The organism is Aeromonas veronii bv. veronii (assembly GCF_000820225.1).
GTDB lineage: Bacteria > Pseudomonadota > Gammaproteobacteria > Enterobacterales > Aeromonadaceae > Aeromonas > Aeromonas veronii.
This window is the reverse complement of the sequence record NZ_CDDK01000028.1, coordinates 46833-67565: the sequence shown is the minus strand read 5'-3', so window position 1 is coordinate 67565 and position 20733 is coordinate 46833. Positions and strand designations below refer to the sequence as shown.

General features: G+C 60.4%; 19 protein-coding genes and 1 tRNA gene. 14 read left to right on the top strand and 6 right to left on the bottom strand.

What is annotated here, in order from left to right; genetic code table 11:
• The first annotated feature begins 46 nt into the window (after positions 1 to 46).
• From potA to BN1139_RS11805, 5 genes are all read left to right on the top strand, one after another.
• Entirely contained in the window at positions 47 to 1201 is a 1155-nt protein-coding gene (gene potA / locus BN1139_RS11825) for a polyamine ABC transporter ATP-binding protein (protein ID WP_005340704.1), read from the top strand.
• A complete protein-coding gene (locus BN1139_RS11820) occupies positions 1198 to 2103 on the top strand; it encodes an ABC transporter permease subunit (protein WP_005340703.1) in 906 nt (301 codons plus the stop codon). The genes potA and BN1139_RS11820 overlap by 4 nt, the downstream gene beginning before the upstream one ends.
• On the top strand, positions 2100 to 2945 hold the full coding sequence (locus tag BN1139_RS11815; protein ID WP_005355472.1) for an ABC transporter permease subunit: 846 nt from the start codon (positions 2100 to 2102) through the stop codon (positions 2943 to 2945). The genes BN1139_RS11820 and BN1139_RS11815 overlap by 4 nt, the downstream gene beginning before the upstream one ends.
• 45 nt (positions 2946 to 2990) lie before the next feature.
• Complete coding sequence (locus tag BN1139_RS11810; RefSeq protein ID WP_005355469.1) at positions 2991 to 3695, top strand: MOSC domain-containing protein; 705 nt, start codon at positions 2991 to 2993, stop codon at positions 3693 to 3695.
• Positions 3696 to 3850: 155 nt separating this feature from the next.
• Positions 3851 to 3927, top strand: a tRNA-Pro gene (locus tag BN1139_RS11805).
• 259 nt (positions 3928 to 4186) lie between these two features.
• Here the strand turns inward: BN1139_RS11805 and BN1139_RS11800 are convergent.
• Both BN1139_RS11800 and BN1139_RS11795 read right to left on the bottom strand, forming a co-directional pair.
• Positions 4187 to 4714: an AbiTii domain-containing protein gene (locus BN1139_RS11800; RefSeq protein WP_005355467.1), complete on the bottom strand. Its 528-nt coding sequence runs from the start codon at positions 4712 to 4714 to the stop codon at positions 4187 to 4189.
• Positions 4715 to 4838: 124 nt separating this feature from the next.
• Positions 4839 to 5303: a thioesterase family protein gene (locus tag BN1139_RS11795; RefSeq protein WP_005355465.1), complete on the bottom strand. Its 465-nt coding sequence runs from the start codon at positions 5301 to 5303 to the stop codon at positions 4839 to 4841.
• A gap of 133 nt (positions 5304 to 5436) precedes the next feature.
• On the opposite strand from BN1139_RS11795, the gene recQ reads away from it, so the two are divergent.
• Positions 5437 to 7272 (top strand): ATP-dependent DNA helicase RecQ, encoded by a 1836-nt coding sequence (gene recQ / locus BN1139_RS11790; RefSeq protein ID WP_005355462.1) that lies wholly within the window; start codon positions 5437 to 5439, stop codon positions 7270 to 7272.
• Positions 7273 to 7339: 67 nt separating this feature from the next.
• Here the strand turns inward: recQ and BN1139_RS11785 are convergent, their stop codons facing one another.
• Positions 7340 to 7642, bottom strand: coding sequence for a c-type cytochrome (locus tag BN1139_RS11785; RefSeq protein WP_005340687.1), 303 nt, complete (start codon positions 7640 to 7642; stop codon positions 7340 to 7342).
• 105 nt (positions 7643 to 7747) lie between these two features.
• Here BN1139_RS11785 and BN1139_RS11780 point away from each other — a divergent pair, with 105 nt between their 5' ends.
• The 3 genes from BN1139_RS11780 to BN1139_RS11770 all read left to right on the top strand — a co-directional run bounded on the left by BN1139_RS11780 (position 7748) and on the right by BN1139_RS11770 (position 10307).
• Positions 7748 to 9175, top strand: a complete 1428-nt coding sequence (locus tag BN1139_RS11780; RefSeq protein WP_005355454.1) for a protein adenylyltransferase SelO — start codon at positions 7748 to 7750, stop codon at positions 9173 to 9175.
• A gap of 10 nt (positions 9176 to 9185) precedes the next feature.
• Complete coding sequence (locus tag BN1139_RS11775) at positions 9186 to 9473, top strand: DUF3630 family protein (RefSeq protein ID WP_005355452.1); 288 nt, start codon at positions 9186 to 9188, stop codon at positions 9471 to 9473.
• A gap of 159 nt (positions 9474 to 9632) precedes the next feature.
• Positions 9633 to 10307 (top strand): 7-cyano-7-deazaguanine/7-aminomethyl-7-deazaguanine transporter, encoded by a 675-nt coding sequence (locus tag BN1139_RS11770; RefSeq protein WP_005340680.1) that lies wholly within the window; start codon positions 9633 to 9635, stop codon positions 10305 to 10307.
• 270 nt (positions 10308 to 10577) lie between these two features.
• Here the strand turns inward: BN1139_RS11770 and rraA are convergent, their stop codons facing one another.
• Positions 10578 to 11063, bottom strand: coding sequence for a ribonuclease E activity regulator RraA (gene rraA / locus BN1139_RS11765; RefSeq protein ID WP_005340678.1), 486 nt, complete (start codon positions 11061 to 11063; stop codon positions 10578 to 10580).
• A gap of 146 nt (positions 11064 to 11209) precedes the next feature.
• On the opposite strand from rraA, the gene BN1139_RS11760 reads away from it, so the two are divergent.
• Positions 11210 to 13063 (top strand): methyl-accepting chemotaxis protein, encoded by a 1854-nt coding sequence (locus tag BN1139_RS11760; protein ID WP_005355449.1) that lies wholly within the window; start codon positions 11210 to 11212, stop codon positions 13061 to 13063.
• Between the two features lie 122 nt (positions 13064 to 13185).
• On the top strand, positions 13186 to 13836 hold the full coding sequence (locus tag BN1139_RS11755; RefSeq protein ID WP_005355447.1) for a chromophore lyase CpcT/CpeT: 651 nt from the start codon (positions 13186 to 13188) through the stop codon (positions 13834 to 13836).
• 100 nt (positions 13837 to 13936) lie between these two features.
• Here the strand turns inward: BN1139_RS11755 and rpmE are convergent, their stop codons facing one another.
• Complete coding sequence (gene rpmE / locus BN1139_RS11750) at positions 13937 to 14152, bottom strand: 50S ribosomal protein L31 (protein WP_005340673.1); 216 nt, start codon at positions 14150 to 14152, stop codon at positions 13937 to 13939.
• Positions 14153 to 14299: 147 nt separating this feature from the next.
• On the opposite strand from rpmE, the gene priA reads away from it, so the two are divergent.
• Complete coding sequence (priA, locus tag BN1139_RS11745) at positions 14300 to 16507, top strand: primosomal protein N' (protein WP_005355445.1); 2208 nt, start codon at positions 14300 to 14302, stop codon at positions 16505 to 16507.
• Positions 16508 to 16570: 63 nt separating this feature from the next.
• Here the strand turns inward: priA and BN1139_RS11740 are convergent, their stop codons facing one another.
• On the bottom strand, positions 16571 to 17662 hold the full coding sequence (locus BN1139_RS11740; protein WP_041202828.1) for a hypothetical protein: 1092 nt from the start codon (positions 17660 to 17662) through the stop codon (positions 16571 to 16573).
• 198 nt (positions 17663 to 17860) lie between these two features.
• On the opposite strand from BN1139_RS11740, the gene BN1139_RS11735 reads away from it, so the two are divergent.
• Both BN1139_RS11735 and BN1139_RS11730 read left to right on the top strand, forming a co-directional pair.
• Positions 17861 to 19294 carry a DUF2867 domain-containing protein gene (locus BN1139_RS11735; protein WP_005355441.1) on the top strand — a complete coding sequence of 478 codons (1434 nt, stop codon included), beginning with the start codon at positions 17861 to 17863 and terminating at the stop codon, positions 19292 to 19294.
• Positions 19295 to 19463: 169 nt separating this feature from the next.
• On the top strand, positions 19464 to 20690 hold the full coding sequence (locus BN1139_RS11730) for an aromatic amino acid transporter (protein WP_005355439.1): 1227 nt from the start codon (positions 19464 to 19466) through the stop codon (positions 20688 to 20690).
• Positions 20691 to 20733: the final 43 nt, after the last annotated feature.

The following is a 20733-nucleotide window of genomic DNA, read 5'->3' as shown; positions in this document are numbered from 1 at the left end:
TTTATGGATCGGCCGCAAGGCTGGTATCACGTTGGGGAGTTTGGTAATGGCGATAGCCTCCAGTGCCTACAAGAAAGCCCTCGAGGGCAGTCAGCAGCGCAAAGAAGTGCTGGTGAAAATTGATCGGGTAAGCAAGCAGTTCGACGAAACGCTGGCGGTCGATAACGTATCTCTCAATATTCACAAGGGGGAGATTTTCGCCCTGCTCGGCGGGTCCGGTTCCGGCAAATCGACCCTGCTGCGGATGCTGGCCGGTTTCGAGCGCCCGACCGAGGGGCGGCTGTTCCTCGACGGGGTCGACATCACCGACATGCCCCCCTATGAACGCCCCATCAACATGATGTTCCAGTCCTACGCCCTGTTCCCCCATATGACGGTGGCCCAGAACATCGCCTTTGGCCTCAAGCAGGATGGCCTGCCCAAGGCCGAGATCGATGCCCGGGTGGAGGAGATGCTCAAGCTGGTGCAGATGACCCAGTATGCCCGTCGCAAACCGCATCAGCTCTCCGGTGGCCAGCGCCAGCGGGTGGCGTTGGCTCGTTCCCTGGCCAAGCGTCCCAAACTGTTGCTGCTGGATGAACCCATGGGGGCGCTCGACAAGAAGCTGCGTTCCAAGATGCAGCTGGAGCTGGTTGAGATCATCGAGCGGGTCGGGGTTACCTGCGTCATGGTGACCCACGATCAGGAAGAGGCCATGACTATGGCGGAGCGGATCGCCATCATGCACCTCGGCTGCATCGAGCAGATCGGCAGCCCGATGGATATCTACGAGACTCCGGCCAGTCGGCTGGTGTGCGAGTTCATCGGCAACGTCAACCTGTTTGACGGCCTGCTGGTGGAGGATGAGCAGGACCACGCCACCATCGCCTGCGCCGATCTGGAGCAACCCATCTATGTGGGCCACGGCATCAGCTCCCGCGCCGAAAACAAGAAGGTGACCTACGCCCTGCGGCCGGAAAAACTGCTGATGAGTCTGCAAAAGCCGGAGGAGATCGAGCACCCGGACTTCAACTGGACCAAGGGTGAGGTCTATGACATCGCTTATCTGGGCGGTCACTCGGTTTATCACATCCAGCTGCCCTCGGGCAAAATCGTTCAGGCTTTCATCGCCAATGCCGAACGCCACGGCAAGCGGCCAACCTGGGATGACCAGGTGTTCCTCTACTGGGAAGATGACAGCGGCGTGGTGCTGCAATCATGAAGTTCTTGCAACGACTGAAGCGGGTCGGGGGGCGCCGACTGGTGATTGGCATCCCCTTCTTCTGGCTGTTCCTCTTCTTCCTGCTGCCCTTCGTCATCGTGGTGAAGATCAGTTTTGCGGAAGCGGATGTGGCGATCCCGCCCTACACCGACGTGGTGAGCTGGGCCGACAATCAGCTCACCATCCTGCTCAACATGGGCAACTACCTGCTGCTGCAGGAGGATGAGCTCTATATCGCGGCCTATCTGGGCTCCCTCAAGATGGCCTTCGTCAGCACTTTGCTCTGCCTGCTGATTGGCTATCCGATGGCCTACTCCATCGCTCGGGCTAACAAGGAGACCCAGACCGTTCTGCTGCTGCTGATCATGATGCCGACCTGGACCGCGATTTTGATTCGGGTCTATGCGTGGATGGGGATCCTCAGCAACAACGGACTGCTCAACAGCGTTTTGCTGGGGATCGGGGTGATCGACGAGCCGCTGCAGATCCTCAACACCAACCTGGCGGTCTATATCGGCATCGTTTACTCCTACTTGCCCTTCATGGTGCTGCCGCTCTACGCCAATCTGGTCAAACACGATCAGAGCCTGCTGGAGGCTGCTTCCGATCTGGGGGCCCGCAACCTGACCCGGTTCTGGCAGATCACGGTACCGCTCTCCAAGAACGGCATTATCGCCGGCTGCATGCTGGTGTTCATTCCGGTGGTGGGGGAGTTCGTTATTCCGGAAATGCTGGGCGGCCCGGAGACCCTGATGATCGGCAAGGTGCTGTGGCAGGAGTTCTTCAACAACCGCGACTGGCCGGTTGCCTCTGCGCTGGCGGTAGTGATGCTGGCGGTGCTGATCATTCCGATCATCCTCTTCAACCGTAACCAGGCCAAAGAGCTGGAGGGCAAGGCATGATGAAGCGTTTCGGTTTTGCCAAACTGATGCTCTGGCTGGGGCTGCTGTTTATCTACCTGCCCATGATCATCATGGTGATCTACTCCTTCAACGCCTCCAAGCTGGTGACGGTGTGGGGTGGCTGGTCGCTCAAGTGGTATTTCGGCCTGCTCGACAACAAGCAGCTGATCGGATCTGTGTTCCGCTCGCTGGAGATCGCTTTTTACACCGCGATCGCCGCGGTGGCGCTGGGGACGGTGGCGGCCTTCGTGCTGACCCGTATTCCCCACTTCCGTGGTCGCACCCTGTTCGGCGGCATGGTGACGGCGCCGCTGGTGATGCCCGAGGTGATCACCGGTCTGTCGCTGTTGCTGCTGTTCGTGGCCATGGCCCAGCTGGTGGGCTGGCCCGCCGAGCGGGGCATGCTGACCATCTGGATCGCCCACACCACCTTCTGTACCGCCTACGTGGCGATCGTGGTGTCGGCGCGGTTGCGGGAGCTGGATCTCTCCATCGAGGAGGCGGCGATGGATCTTGGCGCCAAGCCGTGGAAGGTGTTCTTCCTGATCACTATCCCGATGATCGCCCCCTCGCTGGCGGCAGGCGGCATGATGTCGTTCGCCCTGTCGCTGGATGATCTGGTGCTGGCGAGCTTCGTCTCCGGCCCGGGCTCGACCACCTTGCCGATGGAGGTCTTCTCGGCGGTGCGGCTCGGGGTGAAACCCGAGATCAACGCGGTGGCCAGCCTGATCCTGCTGTCGGTATCGCTCTTTACCTTCGGCAGCTGGTATCTGATGGCCAGGGCGGAGAAGCGCCGTCGTGCCGAGATCGCCATGACCACCCAGATGCAGGCCGTGGTCTGACGGCATGATAAGATCCGCCTACTCTCGTCAACCTGGAGGATGAGTATGCGGATCTCCCTTTTTAGCGGTCGTGGCACCGAGCTGGTGCCGGGCCTCACCAGTGCCATTCACAAGCAACCGATCTCTGCACCAGTTCGCTGTACCTTTGCCGGTCTGGAAGGGGATGAGCAGTGTGACCTGCACCACCACGGTGGCCCGGATCGGGCGCTCCACTACTATCCTGCCGATCACTATCTCTGGTGGCAGACCTGGCAAACCGCGCTGGGCTTGCCAGCGCCACGTACATCCTGGCAACCTGCCGCCTTTGGCGAGAACCTCTCCGGTATCGGGCTGACCGAGGTGCAAGCCTGCATTGGCGATGTCTATCGACTCGGCGAGGCGCTGATCCAGATCAGCCAGCCGAGATCCCCCTGTTTCAAGCTCAACCAGCGCTTTGGCTATGGCCAGATGTCGCAGGTGATGCAACTGAATGGCCGTTGTGGCTGGCTGCTGCGGGTGCTGGAGGAGGGGATTGTGTCGCCGGAGTCGGCCATGGAGCCGGTAGACAGACCCTATCCCGAACTGACGGTGAAGCGCACGGCGGATATCCTGTTCAATCAGGTGCGCAATGAAGCGGATCTGCTGATGTTGCTGGAGAATCCGGCCCTTTCCCCCAACTGGCGCCAGCATGCAGCCGACTGGCTGGAGCATGGCACTGTGGCTGACTGGCAGCGCCGTCTGCTGGGACCAGCATCCCTGCGCCTGGCCTGACGGCCGGTTGCCGGAATGTCACCAGCTGGCTGCTGCTCGGTAAACGGATGAAAAGAGTGCTGAATAGTTGAGCGAGCAGCACTTTTTTTCCTGCAAAATGCAAAAAAGGCTTGTGTCAGGTCGGGGCTTTCGGTAAATTCCCGTCCCGCAGACATCGGTGTGTAGCGCAGCTTGGTAGCGCACTTCGTTCGGGACGAAGGGGTCGGAGGTTCGAATCCTCTCACACCGACCAAATTTGAAAAGGCCGCTCAATAGAGCGGCCTTTTTGCATTTTCCTTCCAGTTACTAGGTTTTTCATTAGCTGCTGACCTGTTACCTGGCCAAGTGATCTGACTTGATGTATGCAGGGTCGAAGCAAGCCCACAGACATTAAAAGGGCCACCGCTCGGTGGCCCATCGGTGGAGTCTGATCCTGACTCCGGCACTCTAGATTGTGGCAATCTCGCTATGGGTCTTGTCTATGGTGCCCTCCTTGCGCGCCAGGCGCTTACTCAGATATGCCAGTGCTGATGCCGCAAAGCCTTGAAACTGTGTTGAGGCAGCAAGGCCGCGTGCTTGGGGTACTCACTAATGAAATGTTCTATTCCCTCCATCAGTTGTGCACGTAATGAAATCACGGGCTCATGCCAAGCTTGCAGGCATAAATGGCCGGGGATCAACTGCTCCTGATAATCTTCCAGCAGCTGTTCTGGCCAGGGTTCAATACCGGAATTGCGTTGCAGCAAATAGTGGGCGGCGGGTTCACGGGCATAAATGAACTGAATTTGGGCCAGATCGCGTTGGCTTAGCGTTTGACTGTTGATGTGACAGGTCAAATATTTTCCCGTCTTCAGGTCCAGAAAGTGACCGCGTTGCCGACAGGGGACGATGCGATACCAAGGCAGGGGTGAGGAGAGAGAATACCCCTCAAGCTCCTGTTCCAACCAGTGGCGACACTCGGGTGTCTGCACCTCGTCGAGCATGGACTCGAGCTGTGTCAACAAGGCTCTGGATGGTTTGATGGCCAGCTTCGCACTCATCGCCTGCAATCCTCCCTCTGCACACAATCCCGACTATCAGTATGGACCTTGTTCGGCCAGAGGGGGTAAGGAATCTAATGATTAAAAGTAGATTAGCCGCGTGGTTTTTATGCACTAACTTGGTTCAACCCACCAGATAGGTACCAGTGCCGAAGGCGATGTGGGTGCCCTCTTCGTTGTGCAGCTCCATCCGGGCGACGGCCACCTTGCTGCCAGCCCGGATTATGTGGGCGGTGGCGATAAACTCGTTGCCGCGTCCCGGGCGCAGGTAATCCACCCGCAGATCTATGGTGCCGAGGCGAGCGAAGCGCTCCTTGAGATAGCTGGGGGAGAACTCCTCCAGCTCGTCGATGCAGGAGGCGGCGACGATCATGCCGCCCGCCACATCCAGCAGCGTGGCGGTGACACCGCCGTGCAGGATGTTGTGGAAGGGGTTGCCGATTAGCTTCTCGTCCATCTTGATGCGCAGTTCCACCTTGTCGAAGTCGTAGTGGGTCACCTGCATGCCGATCAGCTTGTTGAACGGCATCTTCTCGGCAAACAGGTTGGCAATGCCACTGAGCGCCATCTTCTTGAGCATCTGTTTCATTCTCTGATCCCAATCCTTGTCATCAAAGCCGAGTAAAAACTCCAGCCAGTCTGCAACAGTTCCTTAACAGTCGCAATGGCAGGTTTATTGTGGGCGGCGGCTGCTTTAGAATGGCGACCCCAAAGGAGAGCCCATGACCGCGATTGCCGAAACCCTGCCAGATCCTCAGCCAGAGAGTCCGCTTGCCCTGCTGCAGGCGGTCTTCGGCTATCAGCAGTTTCGGCCGGGTCAGCTCGAGATCATCGAGCAGATCGTCGCGGGGCGCGATGCGCTAGTCCTCAAGCCCACCGGTGGCGGCAAGTCGCTCTGCTACCAGATCCCGGCACTGCTGCGGCCCGGGCTCGGTGTGGTGGTCTCTCCCCTAATTTCGCTGATGAAGGATCAGGTCGACAGCCTGCGCGCCAACGGCGTAGCGGCGGTCTACATCAACTCGGCCCTCAGTCGGGAGGAGATGATTCAGAACTTCGCCGCCATGCGTCGCGGCGAGATCAAGCTGGTCTATGTCTCCCCCGAGCGACTGTTGCAGCACGAGTTTATGGACCGGCTGGCCGAGCTGCCGCTCGGGCTGTTCGCCATCGACGAGGCGCACTGTGTCTCCCAGTGGGGCCACGATTTCCGGCCTGAGTATGCGGCGCTGGGGCGGCTCAAACAGTGGTTCCCGCAGGTGCCTGTGGTGGCGCTGACCGCCACCGCCGACGAGGCGACCCGCAGCGACATGCTGCACCGGTTGGAACTCAACGATCCCTTTATTCACACCGCCAGCTTCGATCGTCCCAATATCCGCTACAGCCTGGTGGAGAAGTTCAAGGCGGCCGAGCAGCTGCTGCGCTACGTGCAGAGCCAGAAGGGCAACTGCGGCATCGTCTACTGCTCCAGCCGCAACCGGGTGGAGGAGGTGGCCGAGCGGCTATCCCGCCACGGCTGCAAGGCCGCGCCCTATCATGCGGGGCTGCCGCTCGAGCAGCGCCAGCAGACCCAGGATGCCTTCCTCAAGGACGACATCGAGATAGTGGTGGCGACGGTGGCGTTCGGTATGGGCATCGACAAACCCAATGTGCGCTTCGTGGTGCACTACGACATCCCGAAGAACATCGAATCCTACTATCAGGAGACCGGCCGCGCTGGGCGCGATGGCACCCCCGCCGAGGCGCTGCTGCTCTACGATCCTGCCGATATCGGCCGGGTGCGCCGTCTGCTCGACAACATCGAGAATCCCCAGCAGTTGCAGGTTGAGCAGTACAAGCTCAACGTGATGGCCGCCTTCGCCGAGGCGCAGACCTGCCGCCGTCAGGTGCTGCTCAACTACTTTGGCGAGTACAACGACAAGCCGTGCGGCAACTGCGATATCTGCCTCGATCCGCCCAAGAGCTATGACGGCACTGAAGATGCCCAGAAGGCGCTCTCCTGCGTCTGGCGGGTGGGGCAGAATTTCGGGGTGGGTTATGTAGTGGAAGTGCTGCGCGGGTCGCTGAACCAGCGCATCAAGGATCACGGCCACGACAAGCTGTCGACCTACGGCATCGGCAAGGATCAGAGCCACGAATACTGGATGAGCGTGATCCGCCAGCTGATCCACAAGGGGCTGCTGACCCAGAACATCACTCGCAATCTGGTGCTGCAGTTGACCGAAGCGGCCCGTCCGGTACTGCGTGGCGATGTGAAGCTGGAACTGGCGGTACCCCGCCTGCAGCCCATCTCCAGCCGCAAGGAGAAGCGCAACGGCCTGCTCGACAATGCCAACTATGACAAGCGGTTGTTCAAGGAGTTGCGCGGCCTGCGCAAGCAGATTGCCGAGGATGAAGAGGTGCCGCCCTACGTGGTGTTCAACGATGCGACCCTGGTGGAGATGGCTCAGCTGATGCCGATGACCGAAGACGAGATGCTGGCTATCAACGGTGTCGGGCACCGCAAGCTGGAGCGCTTTGGCGAAGCCTTTATGGATCTGATCATCGACTACTGCCGTCGCTAGGGTCGATTAGGCAGCCTAATCGACCACGGTAAGCGCGGCTCGGAAGAACCTGGGGTCAGACGCGAGGTTATTTCAGGCTGGCGTAGAAGGCCGCCAGATTGTCGATATCCGCATCGGTCAGCGGCGCCATGAAGGGGTCCATCAAGGGCTCTTTGCGAGTGCCATCCTTGAAAGCTTTCAACTGTTTCACCAGATAGGCGGCATTCTGACCCGCCAGATGGGGATAGTTGGGGATCATCGCCTTGCCTTCCACCCCGTGACAGGCGGCACAGACCGCCGCCTTGGCCTTGCCTGCCTCGATATCTGCAGCCTTGGCCTGATGACCCCACGCCAGTGCCAGCAATGGTAGGGCATATACCCATTTTTGCATCTTCTTCTCCTTGAATTGAAAAATGATGGTCGCCAGTTAGCGCAAGCATGGCTGACGGCAGTATAAAGAGTGACACGAGCATACGCAGGGACGAATGGCACAACCATGAAGTTGATCAACACTTTTGCGACCGAGTTGCCCTGGGCCTGTGAACCCGTGGCCCCCCAGCCGTTGCAGCAGCCCCGGTTGCTTCATCTCAACCGGGCTTTGCTGGATGAGTTGGGGCTGGGAGGCGTCAGCGAGGCTGACTGGATCGCCTGTTGTGGCGAGGGAAAGGTGCTGCCCGGTATGCAGCCGGTAGCGCAGGTCTATGCCGGCCATCAGTTCGGGGGTTATAGCCCCCGGCTTGGAGATGGTCGCGCGCTGCTGCTGGGTGAGCAGCTGGCGCCGGATGGCCAGCGCTGGGATCTCCACCTGAAGGGGGCGGGTAAAACTCCGTTCTCCCGTTTTGGTGACGGCCGCGCCGTGCTGCGCTCGAGCATTCGCGAATATCTCGCCTCCGAGGCGCTCCATGCCCTCGGCATCCCGACCACGCGGGCGCTGGTATTGGTGGGGAGTCAGGAGCCCGTTTATCGCGAGCGGGTTGAGACCGGGGCGACCGTGCTGCGCACCACCCCCAGCCATCTGCGCTTCGGCCATATCGAGTATTTCGCCTGGAGCGGGCAGGGGGAGAAGATCCCGCCACTCATCGACTATCTGCTGCGCTACCACTTCCCCGAGCTGGAGAGTGGCGCCGAACTGTTTGCCGAAGTGGTGCGCCGCACCGCTCGGTTGATTGCCAAATGGCAGGCGGCGGGCTTCTGTCACGGGGTGATGAATACCGACAACATGTCGCTGCTCGGCCTGACGCTGGATTACGGCCCCTACGGCTTTATCGATGCCTACGTGCCGGACTTTGTCTGCAACCACTCGGATCCGGCGGGCCGCTACGCGCTGGATCAGCAGCCTGCGGTCGGTTACTGGAATCTGCAAAAACTGGCGCAGGCGCTGGCTGGCCATGTAGACGGTGATGCGCTGGCTGCAGCGTTGGCCCAGTACGAGCAGCAGCTGATGCTGCACTACTCCGAACTGATGCGGGCCAAACTCGGACTGGCGGTGTGGGAGGAGGATGACCCGGCGTTGTTCCGTGAGTTGTTCCGGTTGCTGGCGGCCCACAAGGTGGATTACCACCTGTTCCTTCGCCGTCTCGGTGAGGTGACGCAAGAGGGGGCGTGGCCTGCATCTCTGCTGGTCCTGTTGCCTGAACCACTGGGTTGGCAGGCGTGGCTGGAGCGCTATCGGGCGCGGCTAATGCGCGAAGGCAGCGAGGATGTCGTGCGCAAGGCGCAGATGGATGCCATCAATCCCAAGTATGTGCTGCGTAATGCGCTGGCCCAGCAGGTGATAGAGGCCGCCGACGCAGGGGATATGCAGCCGTTCGGGCGGCTGTTCGCCGCCTTGCAGCGCCCCTATGATGAACAACCCGAATATGAGGATCTCGCCACCCCGACTCCGGCATGGTATTGCGGTGGTGAGCTCTCCTGCAGTAGCTGAGAGACAGGGAATGAGTTGGCAAATCAAACAGGTAGATAGCGAAGCTGGCGTGGTGACGCTGGATTGTCCGGCACTCGACTGGGACACGTTCCCGCTGTTGGCGCAGGCCTTGCTGCGAGAGTGGGAGCTGCAGCCGCTCGAGCAGGATGCGGGGGCCGACCGCCATAGCTGGTTGCTGGTGTTTGAAGGGAGCCAGTTTCGGCTGGAGTACGAACACTACAGCGGCTGCTGGCTGGAGGCGGTGCGCCCGGCGGATCGGGAGGCGCTGCTCTGGCTCGCCAGACAGCACAAGGCGTGACTATCGCCCACAAGGCCTGCTCTGCCGCTGGCCAACCTGGACAAGCGTAATCGCATAAAGATTGAACTATCGGTTTGGGGGCGTATAATCTTGCCCCTCGATTATCGCCAATGGTGGCGATATGGGTTCCCTAACCCCATTAACCAAAAAGGTCACAAGATGAATCTGACCCCTGCGCAGTACCAAACGGCGCTCGTTCGCCTGTCGTTGTTCCACATCCTGATCATTGCCAGCAGCAACTATCTGGTGCAGCTGCCGATCACCGTGTTTGGCTTCCATACCACCTGGGGGGCGTTCAGCTTCCCATTTATCTTCCTGGCGACCGACCTGACGGTGCGGATCTTCGGTGCCGGTCTGGCACGCAAGATTATCCAGACCGTGATGCTGCCTGCGCTGGCAGTCTCCTATGCGCTCTCCGTGCTCTTCTTCGAAGGGAGCTTCCAGGGCGTTGGTCATCTGGCCGAATTCAATCTGTTCGTGGCGCGTATCGCGCTGGCCAGCTTTATGGCCTATCTGGTAGGGCAGTTCATGGATGTGGTGGTGTTCAACCGCCTGCGTCTGCTCAAGCAGTGGTGGATTGCGCCAGCGGCCTCCACCCTGTTCGGTAATCTGGTCGATACCATCGCTTTCTTCAGTGTGGCCTTCTGGCGCACCACAGATCCTTTCATGGCAGAGCACTGGGTCGAGATCGCAACCGTCGATTACGTATTCAAGTTGCTGATAAGCCTTGGTTTATTCGTGCCACTCTACGGTGTCTTGTTGCGCTACCTCAGCCGCAAGCTGGTGGGCGAGGCCGGATTATCCAGCCTGCAAACGGCCACCCGGCAAGCCTGACGAGATTGACCACCCTTCGCGGTGGTCAATTTTTTTGCACTTTCTGCAAATAGCGCTTGCCTAGTTAAATGAGAATGATTATTGTTAACTTGTTTTCCGGGAAAGACTTCATTCGTTCCAACGTGATGGACTTCTTGTGAAGGCACGACATTGCTCACATTGCTTCCAGTTAAGGGCCAGTTTATCTGGCCCTCTTTTTTTGTCATTTTTCAGCAAGTTGCAGGCATAAAAAACGGGAGCCAAGGCTCCCGTCGTCACGCTGTTTGTGGCTTACTCGATATCGAGTGCCTCGGGGGAGAGGATCACCCCTGTGGTATCGGCGTAGAGATGGTCGTCAGGCAGGAAGGTCACGCCACCGAAGTTGACCGGCAGATCGGTCTCCCCTACATCCTTGCTGTCGGCACCGACCGGAATGGCTGCCAGTGCCTGAATGCCGATGTCCAGATCTTCCAGAATATCGACTTCGCGGACGCAGCCGTAGCAGACAATCCCTTCCCAATCGTTCTCTGCCGCCGTGGTGGCGATGTCGCTGTCGATCAGAGCTCGGCGCATGGAGCCACCGCCATCGATCAGCAAGACGCGTCCCAGTCCGTTCTCTTTGACGAGTTCACGGATCAGGCCATTCGATTCGAAGCATTTGACGGTGGTGATGACGCCGCCGAAAGAGGCGCGGCCGCCGAAGGAGCAGAGCATGGGTTCAAGCACATCCACCATGTCCTGATAGATGTCGCACAGTTCAGAAGTATTGTATTCCATAGTGTCAAATCCACGGCTGGAAACAGGTGCAACCAGTATAAGGAGTGGGTGTGGCATTTCAATGAATATTCCTTGCACAGATCACCTGTCGCCGCTTTTCTGCATAAGCTCAATGCAGTTCACTGCCAGTTTGCGAGAGGTCTATCGTGCTTATCCGTCATAAGTTGATCCTGAATACCGTGCTGGTTGCCGTTGCCATGCTGGTACTGAGCGGCCTGTTTATCTACTCCAGCCAGGTGCACCGTCACCTGACCGAAGCCCAGCGCAATATCGACCAGCTGGAGATCGCCATGCTCAACCTGCGCCGGGCCGAGAAGGATTTTCTGATCCGTAAGGATATGACCTTCGTCGAGCGCTTCAATCAGGGGCTGTCTGACTTTCACCTGCACAACCGGGAGCTGGTGACCGATGACAATCTGGCGGCCGTCGAGGGGGAGCTGACCAGACTGGATCAGCAGATCAGCGGCTATGGCAAAGCCTTCAACGATCTGGTGGCCCAGCAGCAGAAGATTGGTCTGGGGCCGGAGGAGGGGCTCTATGGCAAGCTGCGGGCGGCGGTGCATGAGGTGGAGAATGGGCTCAAGCAGCTGGATCAGCAGGGGTTGCTCATCACCATGTTGCAGCTGAGGCGGGCGGAGAAAGACTTCATGCTGCGCTCCGATATCCAGTATCTGGAGCGTTTTGAGACCTTGCACAAGAGTTTTCAGGATAGTCTTGCCACTTTGCCGGAGGCGGATCGCGGCAAGTTGGAGCAGGCCAGCAAGCAGTACCGGCAGGACTTTGTGGCGCTGGTGCAGGGGATGCAGGTACTGGGGCTGAAAGAGGATGAGGGGCTGCGCAACCAGATGCGGGATCTGGTGCATCAGACCGAACAGGGGTTTGCCGCCGTCGATCAGCACATTGTCGCTGAGCTGGAGCGGCAGAGCGCTCGCCTCAACAGCCTGATGCTGGTCTGTGGCGGGGTGATTGTGGTGCTGATCGGCATCATGAGCGTGCTGCTGGGGCGCAGCATCGACCGTCCCATTACTCAGGTGAATGATACCGTCAACCGCATTCGTCAGGATAATGACCTGCGCCTGAAGATAGAGCTGCGCGGGGCCGATGAAATGGCCCAGCTGGCAGGCAATCTCGACGTGATGCTGGGCGGGTTTCGCAACCTGATTGGCGATGTGAAGCAGAGCGTGCACACCCTGACCGAAGCGGCGGATCACCTCTCGGCCAACGTCAAACGCACCAGTGAAGGGGCGGCGCGCCAGCTACAGGAGACCGACATGGTGGCGACCGCGTCCACCGAGATGGGCTCCACCATCGAAGAGATCGCCCGCAACACCGAGCAGGCGGCCAACAATGCGCAGGCGACCAACAACAAGGCGATGGAGGGGCGGGCTGCGGTCGAGAATACTGTCGAGCAGATCCGCTCGCTGGCGGGCAATCTGGAGAGCTCATCTCGCGAGGTGAGCCAGCTGCAAAAAGAGAGCGAGACCATCGGCTCCGTGCTTGACGTGATCCGTGGCATTGCCGAGCAGACCAACCTGCTGGCCCTCAACGCGGCTATAGAAGCAGCCAGGGCAGGGGATCAGGGGCGCGGCTTTGCGGTGGTGGCCGATGAGGTGCGTAATCTGGCCATCCGTACCCAGAAATCGACCCAGGAGATTGCCGGCATCATCAGCTCGCTGCAGAAACAGACCGGCAGCATCGTCGAGGTGATGGCAACCTGCCGCGAGCAGGGCAACCGCAGCTCGGATCAGGCCAGTACTGCAGGGGAGTTGCTGGGGCAGATCACTCAGGATGTTACCAACATCATGGATATGAGCACCCAGATTGCGGCAGCCATCGAACAGCAGAGTCTGGTGGCCAACGAGGTGAACCGCAACGTCAACAACATCCGTGACATCGCCCAGGAGTCGAGCATCATGGCGGAGGAAAATGCGAGATCCAGCGAGGGCCTCAACGAGCAGGCCCAGCTGCTCAACAAGGCGGTGGCAAAATATCGGGTTTAGTGAGCGGACTGGCATCCTTGTGAGGTTTTTACACCAGAGTGGCAATGATTTGATCGTAATGGCTGTTATTGGGGAAATTCGCTCATATAATCGCCGCCACTATGATGATTCGGAAGGATTCGATGGCAAAGTTGCTGGTGGCCGCATTCGGGCTGCTCTGTTCCTGTCTGGTGTTGGCAGGGCCGGCGCCTCAGGCTACCCCACTCAAGCCCGGTATGGAGCCGCTACTCAGCTGGTTCAACGGGGCCTTTACGAGCCGGGAGCAGGCCAGTTACGACAGCCGCTTTACCAGTGCCGAGCTGCGCCTGATGGAGATCTGGCCCGGCTATCAGGGCTATCGCTGGGTCTATGCCGAGCAGTACCTGAGTCTGCGCTCCGTCCGTCCCTTCCGCCAGCGCATCTATCGCTTCTCCCCCGCCCCTGACGGGCGGATCCTGATGGCAGAGCTGACCATGCCCCGTGCCACCGATTTTGCCGGTGCCTGGCATGATCCCGCCCTGCTCGACAGTCTGACCCCGCAGCAGCTCTCCTTGCGCCACGGTTGCGAGATCTGGCTGACACGCACTCCCTCCGGCGAATATGCCGGTCACACCCGGGTGGGCCATTGCTCCACCGATTTTGGCGGTGCCACGACGCTGGTGCAGCATATCTGGATTGGCCCCGACAGTGTCAGACTGCTGGATCGCGCCTATGACAACGCAGGGAGCCCGCGCTGGGGCAGCCCTGGTGAGGGGTATGTCTATTTGCGTCGTTCCAAAGGATTTGGCCAGTAGGGGAGAGTGCGTCTGGCTGCGGGAACATGAAGGATGAAAAACAGGGATCGTAAAAAAGGCGCCCGATGGGCGCCTTTTTCAGAATTCTTCAGAAGTAAAATTACTTCTTGGTGGTCATCGCACCGAAACGCTTGTTGAACTTGTCTACGCGGCCGCCGCTAGAAACTTCTTTCTGCTTGCCGGTGTAGAACGGGTGGCACTCGGAGCACACGTCCAGGTTCAGATCTTTACCGATGGTAGAGAAAGTGTTGATGACGTTACCGCAAGAGCACTTGGCGGTGATGGCTACGTAGTCAGGATGGATACCAGCTTTCATGGACAACCTCAATTAATAGGCCGTGTCGCCATCCGATCTCTTGTCGGACACCACACGATTGTTGAACACAGTTTCAAAGGCTGCGAATAATATAGGAAATGCCTGAGATCAGGCAAGTGGCTTCGCAGAAAAAATAGGCAACCCCTGGTGAATTCTTCCCAAACGCTGGATCTGGTTCGTGTCGCTGTCCCGGTACCGTTACGCCGTCACTTCGACTATCTCTCTCCCCTGCCGTTACCTGCCCCCGGTTGCCGGGTCGAGATCCCTTTCGGTCCCCAGACCCTGGTCGGGCTGGTGGTGGATCATCCGGCTGACAGCCAGGTGCCCCGCAACAAGCTCAAGCCCATCAAACGGGTATTGGACACGGCTCCGGTGCTGGGGCCGGATATTTTGGCGCTGATGAACTGGAGCGCCAGCTACTACCAGCATCCGCTGGGGGAGGTGCTGCCCCACGCCCTGCCGGTGCTGGTGCGCAAGGGGGAGCCTGCCGCTTATCGTGAACTGGAGTTCTGGTTTGCCACCGAGGCTGGCATGGCCATCGACCTTAACGAGCTCAAGCGGGCGGCCAAGCAGCAGCAAGCGCTCGCCTTGCTGCGCAAGGGGCCGCAGACCCCCTCCGCCCTCAAGCAGGAGGAGATCCAGGGCGCAGCTCTCACCGCGCTGGAGAAGAAGGGGCTGCTGGAGAAGCGTTCGCTGGAGCCGAGCCACGATGGCGATTGGGCTGCCCGCTTCGAGCCGGGGGAGGGGCTGCGCCTCAATGGCGAACAGGCGTTGGCTGTCTCTGCCGTTACCAGCCAGAGCGACAAGTTCGGCGCCTTCCTGCTGGATGGCATCACAGGTTCCGGCAAGACCGAGGTCTACCTGAGCATCCTCGAGCCGTTGCTCAAGGCGGGCAAGCAGGCACTGGTGATGGTGCCGGAGATCGGCCTTACCCCGCAGACCATCAACCGCTTTCGCCGCCGCTTCAACGTGCCGGTGGTGGCGATGAACTCCGCCATGAACGACAGGGAGCGGCTCGATGCCTGGCTCGCCTGTCGCGACGGCGGTGCCGCCATCCTGATCGGCACCCGCTCTGCGGTGTTCACCCCGTTTCACAACCTCGGCATCATTATCATCGACGAAGAGCACGACGGCTCTTTCAAGCAGCAGGACGGTTTTCGCTACCACGCGCGGGATCTGGCGGTGATGCGGGCTCATCGTGCCGGTATCCCCATCCTGCTTGGCTCGGCCACCCCGTCGCTGGAGACATTGCACAACGCCCGCACCGGCAAGTATCACCATCTCACCCTGACTCGCCGTGCCGGTAACGCCCAGACCGCCCGTCAGGTGATCCTGGATATCAAGAACGTGCGGCTGCAGGCCGGGCTCTCCCCCCAACTGGAGCAGCTGATGGCAGAGCATCTGGCGGCGGGCAATCAGGTGATGCTGTTTCTCAACCGCCGTGGCTATGCCCCGGCTCTGATCTGCCACCAGTGCGGCTGGAGCGCCGCCTGCGAGCGTTGCGATGCCTGGTACACCTGGCATCAGGCCGGACGACGGCTGCACTGTCACCACTGTGACAGCGTGCGCCCGTTGCCACACCACTGCCCCGAGTGTGGCAGCAACGAGCTGATCGGATCGGGAGTGGGCACCGAACAGCTGGAACAGCTGCTTACCACGGTGTTCCCGCAATATCCGGTAGTGCGCATCGATCGGGACAATACCCGCCGCAAGGGGGAGCTGGAGACCCATCTCGGCGACATCAAGGCGGGCAAGTACAAGATCCTGATCGGCACCCAGATGCTGGCCAAGGGCCACCACTTTCCGGACGTGACGCTAGTGGGTCTGCTGGATGTGGATGGTGCCCTGTTCAGCGCCGATTTTCGCGCCGCCGAGAAGCTGGCCCAGCTCTACACCCAGGTGGCGGGCCGTGCCGGTCGCGCCAGCAAACCCGGGCTGGTGGTGCTGCAGAGCCACCATCCGGAGCACGCCCTGCTGCAGGATCTGACCCAGAACGGTTACGGCCATTTCGCCGATACGGCGTTGAAAGAACGCCGTCTGCTGGGGCTACCGCCGTTCAGCTATCAGGGGCTGTTCCGCGCCGAGGCCAACGGTCGTGACGAGGTGCAGCTGTTCCTCGCCCGCCTCGCCGATACCCTGCGCAGAGCCCGCTATCCCCACGTTCAGGTGCTGGGGCCCATCAGCGGCTTTATGGAGCGCAAGGCGGGCAAGTTTCGCATGCAGTTGCTGGTGCAGGGGCCGAATCGGGCACCGCTGGCCCAACTGTTGGATTGGGCGGTTAAGGAGCTGGAAGGCTGGCCCGAGACCAAAAGGGTGCGCTGGAGTCTGGATATCGACCCCACCGAGCTGAGTTGATGGCACCGGCGCCGGTCGCTGGCAGTTATCGTCAGCGACCGATGGGTGATTTCATTTCAAGGCTCAGACCCGCAGATCGATCTGCTGCACCCAGCCTCCTTTACCCTGTTCGGTGAGATAGAGGCCGGATTGGCGCAGCACCCCCTGACTGCCGCTCTCCCCCAGATGGTTGAAGGGGGTGTCGAGGGGGCGCAGCAGGATGGCGCCGATCCCCAGTTCGACCAGTGCGATAGGTGCGTGCTCCGGATGCCAGAACTGCAGGGCTGAAAACTGGCTATCCCCCTCATCCAACACCCCGTTGCCATCCTCATCCAGGGTGGCCAACTCGCCGAAGCCATTGCCGGAGCGGGCCCCGAACAACTCGCCGCCATCGTCTATGGTGCCGTTGCCATTGCGATCCAGCGCCACAAAGCCGCTCCCTTCACTCAAGCCCGGCAGGCTATCCTCTTTGCCATCCTGATCGATATCGAAAGTGACCCGAGCCTCGGTCAGGTCGGCGATCTTGCCATCCAGACTGAGTACCAGCGGATCCTTGAGGGCATTGAGGGTGGTGCGCCGCTGGCTCACCTCCAGCTGGCGCCAGTCGAGCACAAAGCCGAGATCGAGCTGAATAGTCTGACCATCCCGAGTCGCTACGCTGGCCGATGCCACCACGTTGAGTTGCTCCTGTTGCAGCAGGGTGTCAGTCACCTCCACCAGTTGATCCGGCTCGGCGGCTTGAGCCGCGGCATCTCCTTGGGTCACTCCATCACCTCCCTCTTCGGAGGGGTTGATCGGCTTGGGCAGCTCGATTTCGTGGCCCAGCATCGCCTCGATCATCAGCTTGATCAGCCGCTGGCGGTTATCCAGTCCATCGTCGGGAATACCATCCTGCTCTTTGCCGACGTCCGCTGCTGGCGGGGCGGGAGGTGTTGCCGCTTGCTGGCTGGCGGCCGATTGCCTCGTGGTTTGCAGCGTCAGGGCGCTGGTGAGAGTCAGGGTGCTGCTGCGTTCGCCGGCCGCAGCCGCGTTGTTGTCCTCCGGTGGATTGACGACGGGTGGCACTGGCGCAAGATTGCGCACCTTGCGGCTCTGGGTCTGTTGTTGCCGGTATTGCACCTCCCCCTGGAGGTCGTAGTGATCGATGCGCATACGTTCGCCCTCGGCGCTATACATCTGGTCAGTTATCGACCAGCGAATGAGCAGGGCTTAACACCAAATCGGACTAATCAGGGAGGTGGTTAGTACTAGGTTGCAAGGTGGTGGCGTGGCAGGATGGCAAGAGACTGGATAGTGGCGCTCTAGTTGAACATTTTCAGGTAGCGCTGCGCACTCTGGCTGACAAGCGGCATCGGTGAGGATAGGGAGAATTACATGAGAAATTGTCTGGTGATGGGGGCGGCAGGCTATATCGGTTCCTATCTGGTGCCCCACCTGCAAACGCTGGGCTACAGGGTGATTGCCGGGGCGCGCCGTCCCTGCCGCTTGCCTGAGGGAGTCGAGTTTCGCCTCGCCGACAGCCTCAAGCCGATCACCTTGCTGCCTGCGCTGGCGGGCATCGATACCGTCTTCTATCTGGTGCATGCCATGGGGGCGGGGGCCGATTTTCACCGGTTGGAGCAGCAGGGGGTGAAGAACTTCGCTGCCGCTGCCCGCGCCGCCGGGGTGCGCCGCATCATCTATCTTGGGGCGATCCAGCCGGAGCAGTGCAACAGCCGTCATCTCAACTCCCGCCGCCACTGTGGCGAGCTGTTTCGTGACTCCGGCGTACCGACGGTGGAGCTGCGCGCCGGCATCATCATCGGGCCCGGTTCGGCGGCGTTCGAGGTGATGCGGGATCTGGTGTTCAACCTGCCGATGATGGTGACGCCCAAATGGGTGCGCTCGCGCACGCCGCCGATTGCGCTGTCCAACCTGTTGCACTATCTGGGCGGGCTGGTAGAGGCAGACGAGGTGGATGGGCTCATCTTCAACGCGGTCGGCCCCGAGCTGCTCAGCTATCAACAGCAGTTGCAGAAGTTCGCCGCCCATATCGGCAAGCGCTGCCCCATCATTCCCATCCCGTTTCTGAGTCCGCGCCTCTCCGCCTGGTGGCTGCAGTTTGTTACCTCGGTGCCGCAACCGGTGGCCAAGGCGCTGGTGGGCGGTCTCAAGCACGATATCCCGGCCGACGACGGCCCACTGCGTGCCTTGCTGCCGCAGACCCTGCTCAGCTTCGACGAGGCGCTGGCGGAGAGTCTGGCGCTGGAGCAGAAACTGGGTGCCGAGCAGCAGGGGCAGGAGACGCCGCTCGGCCTGCGTTGGCGCCATCCCGAATATGGCTTCTATGACCGTACTGCCAGCGGCGATGCCATCTGTCTCGCCTCTCCCGAGGTGGTGTGGCAGGTGTTGCAGCAGCTGGGGGGTGAGCAGCGCTATTTCTACATGAATGAGCTGTGGGTGGTGCGCGAATGGATGGATCACCTGATCGGCGGCCCTGCCCGCACCCGTGGCCGCACCAATCCCGATCGCTTCGTGAAGGGGGACATGCTCGACTCCTGGCAGATCCTCGGTGTGGATGAGGGGCGCAGGCTCGATCTCTTGTTCAACATGAAGGCCCCGGGCGTCGGGCGGCTGGAGTTCAACATCCTGCCGGAGGAGTCCGGGTTGACCCGTATCCGGGTCACCGCTCACTGGCACCCGCAGGGCGCCTGGGGGCTGGCCTACTGGCTCGCCATGCTGCCGTTTCACCTCTTCATCTTTCAGGGCATGACCGAAGCCATCGCCCGTCAGGCCGAAGCGAGAGCGGGTATCCCGGTGATGGATTAACCCCTCTTCACATCATTTCCGCTGATAGAGTGCCCCGTTCGGGGCACTTTTTATGCGGCGGCCATGCCCGGTTATGGCAGATAGTGGTAGGCGTCTCATGGCAAAGGCTGGCATCATGCCGCGGTCTTGTTTACCGCGGATAGATAATCAGTCAGAAAAAGAAGGGATTATGAAGAAAAAACCGTCAATTTTGGGGGGCGCCTGCATCATTGCCAGCGTCTGCGTGGGAGCCGGCATGCTCGGTCTGCCGAGTTCGGGGGCAGGGGCCTGGACCCTCTGGTCGGTGCTGGCGCTGACCGTCACCATGGTGATGATGACCCTCTCCGGCTGGATGCTGCTGGAATCCTTCCAGCACCACGATATGCGGGTCTCCTTCAATACCGTGACTCGCGAGCTGCTGGGGGAGAAGCTCAATCTCCTCAACAACCTCTCGGTCTACTTTGTTGGCGGCATTCTGCTCTACGCCTATATCACCTCCTCCGGTGCCATTCTGCAGGGGATACTGGGGATCGACAGCAAGCTTGCATCCGTGCTGTTCGTGGCGCTCTTCTCTGCGGTGGTGTGGCACTCGACTCGCGCCGTTGACCGTATTTCGGTGGTACTGATCGCCTTCATGATCCTCAGTTTCGCCCTCGGTGTGGCCGGGCTGCTCGGCAGTATCAAGCTGCCGACCCTGCTCGATCTGGCGGGCAGCGAGAGTCGCTACGCCCCCTATGCCATGGCGATGCTGCCGGTGGCGCTCACCTCGTTCGGCTATCACCACTCGGTGGCCTCCCTGCGTGCCTATTACCAGAACGAGCAGCAGGCCAGATGGGCCATTCTGGGGGGAACCCTGATCGCGCTGGCGCTCTACGTGCTCTGGCTGTTGGGGATCTTCGGCAACCTGCCCCGTCAGGATTTTGCTCCGGTGATTGCCAAGGGGGGTGACGTGAGTGTGCTGCTCTCCGCGCTTTCAGGGGTGATCGAATCGGAGAAGGTTGCCAGCGCCATCAACGGTTTCTCCATGGCGGCCATCCTCTCCTCCTTTATCGGAGTGGGGCTCGGGGTGTTCGACTATCTGGCTGATCTGTTCAAGTTCGACAACAGCCGCGCCGGTCGCTGCAAGACCTGGGCGGTCACCTTCCTACCGCCGCTGGTGCTCTCCCTGCTCTTCCCGTTCGGTTTCCTGCTGGCCATCGGCTATGCCGGTGCCGCCGCCACCATCTGGACCTGCATCATCCCGGCATTGCTGGTGCTGCGCACTCGGGCGCGGGCCGAGCGGGGCGAAGTGACCCCCCATTTCGTCACCCCCGGCGGCAAGCTGATGGCCTGGCTGCTGATCCTGTTCGGATTGGCGACCGCGCTGTTCCACTTCCTGTCGATGGCAAATCTGTTGCCGGTCTATCTGGGCAACTGAGTCAGGTCTACAGCTCTGACAGAAAGGGCGGCAAGGCCAACTT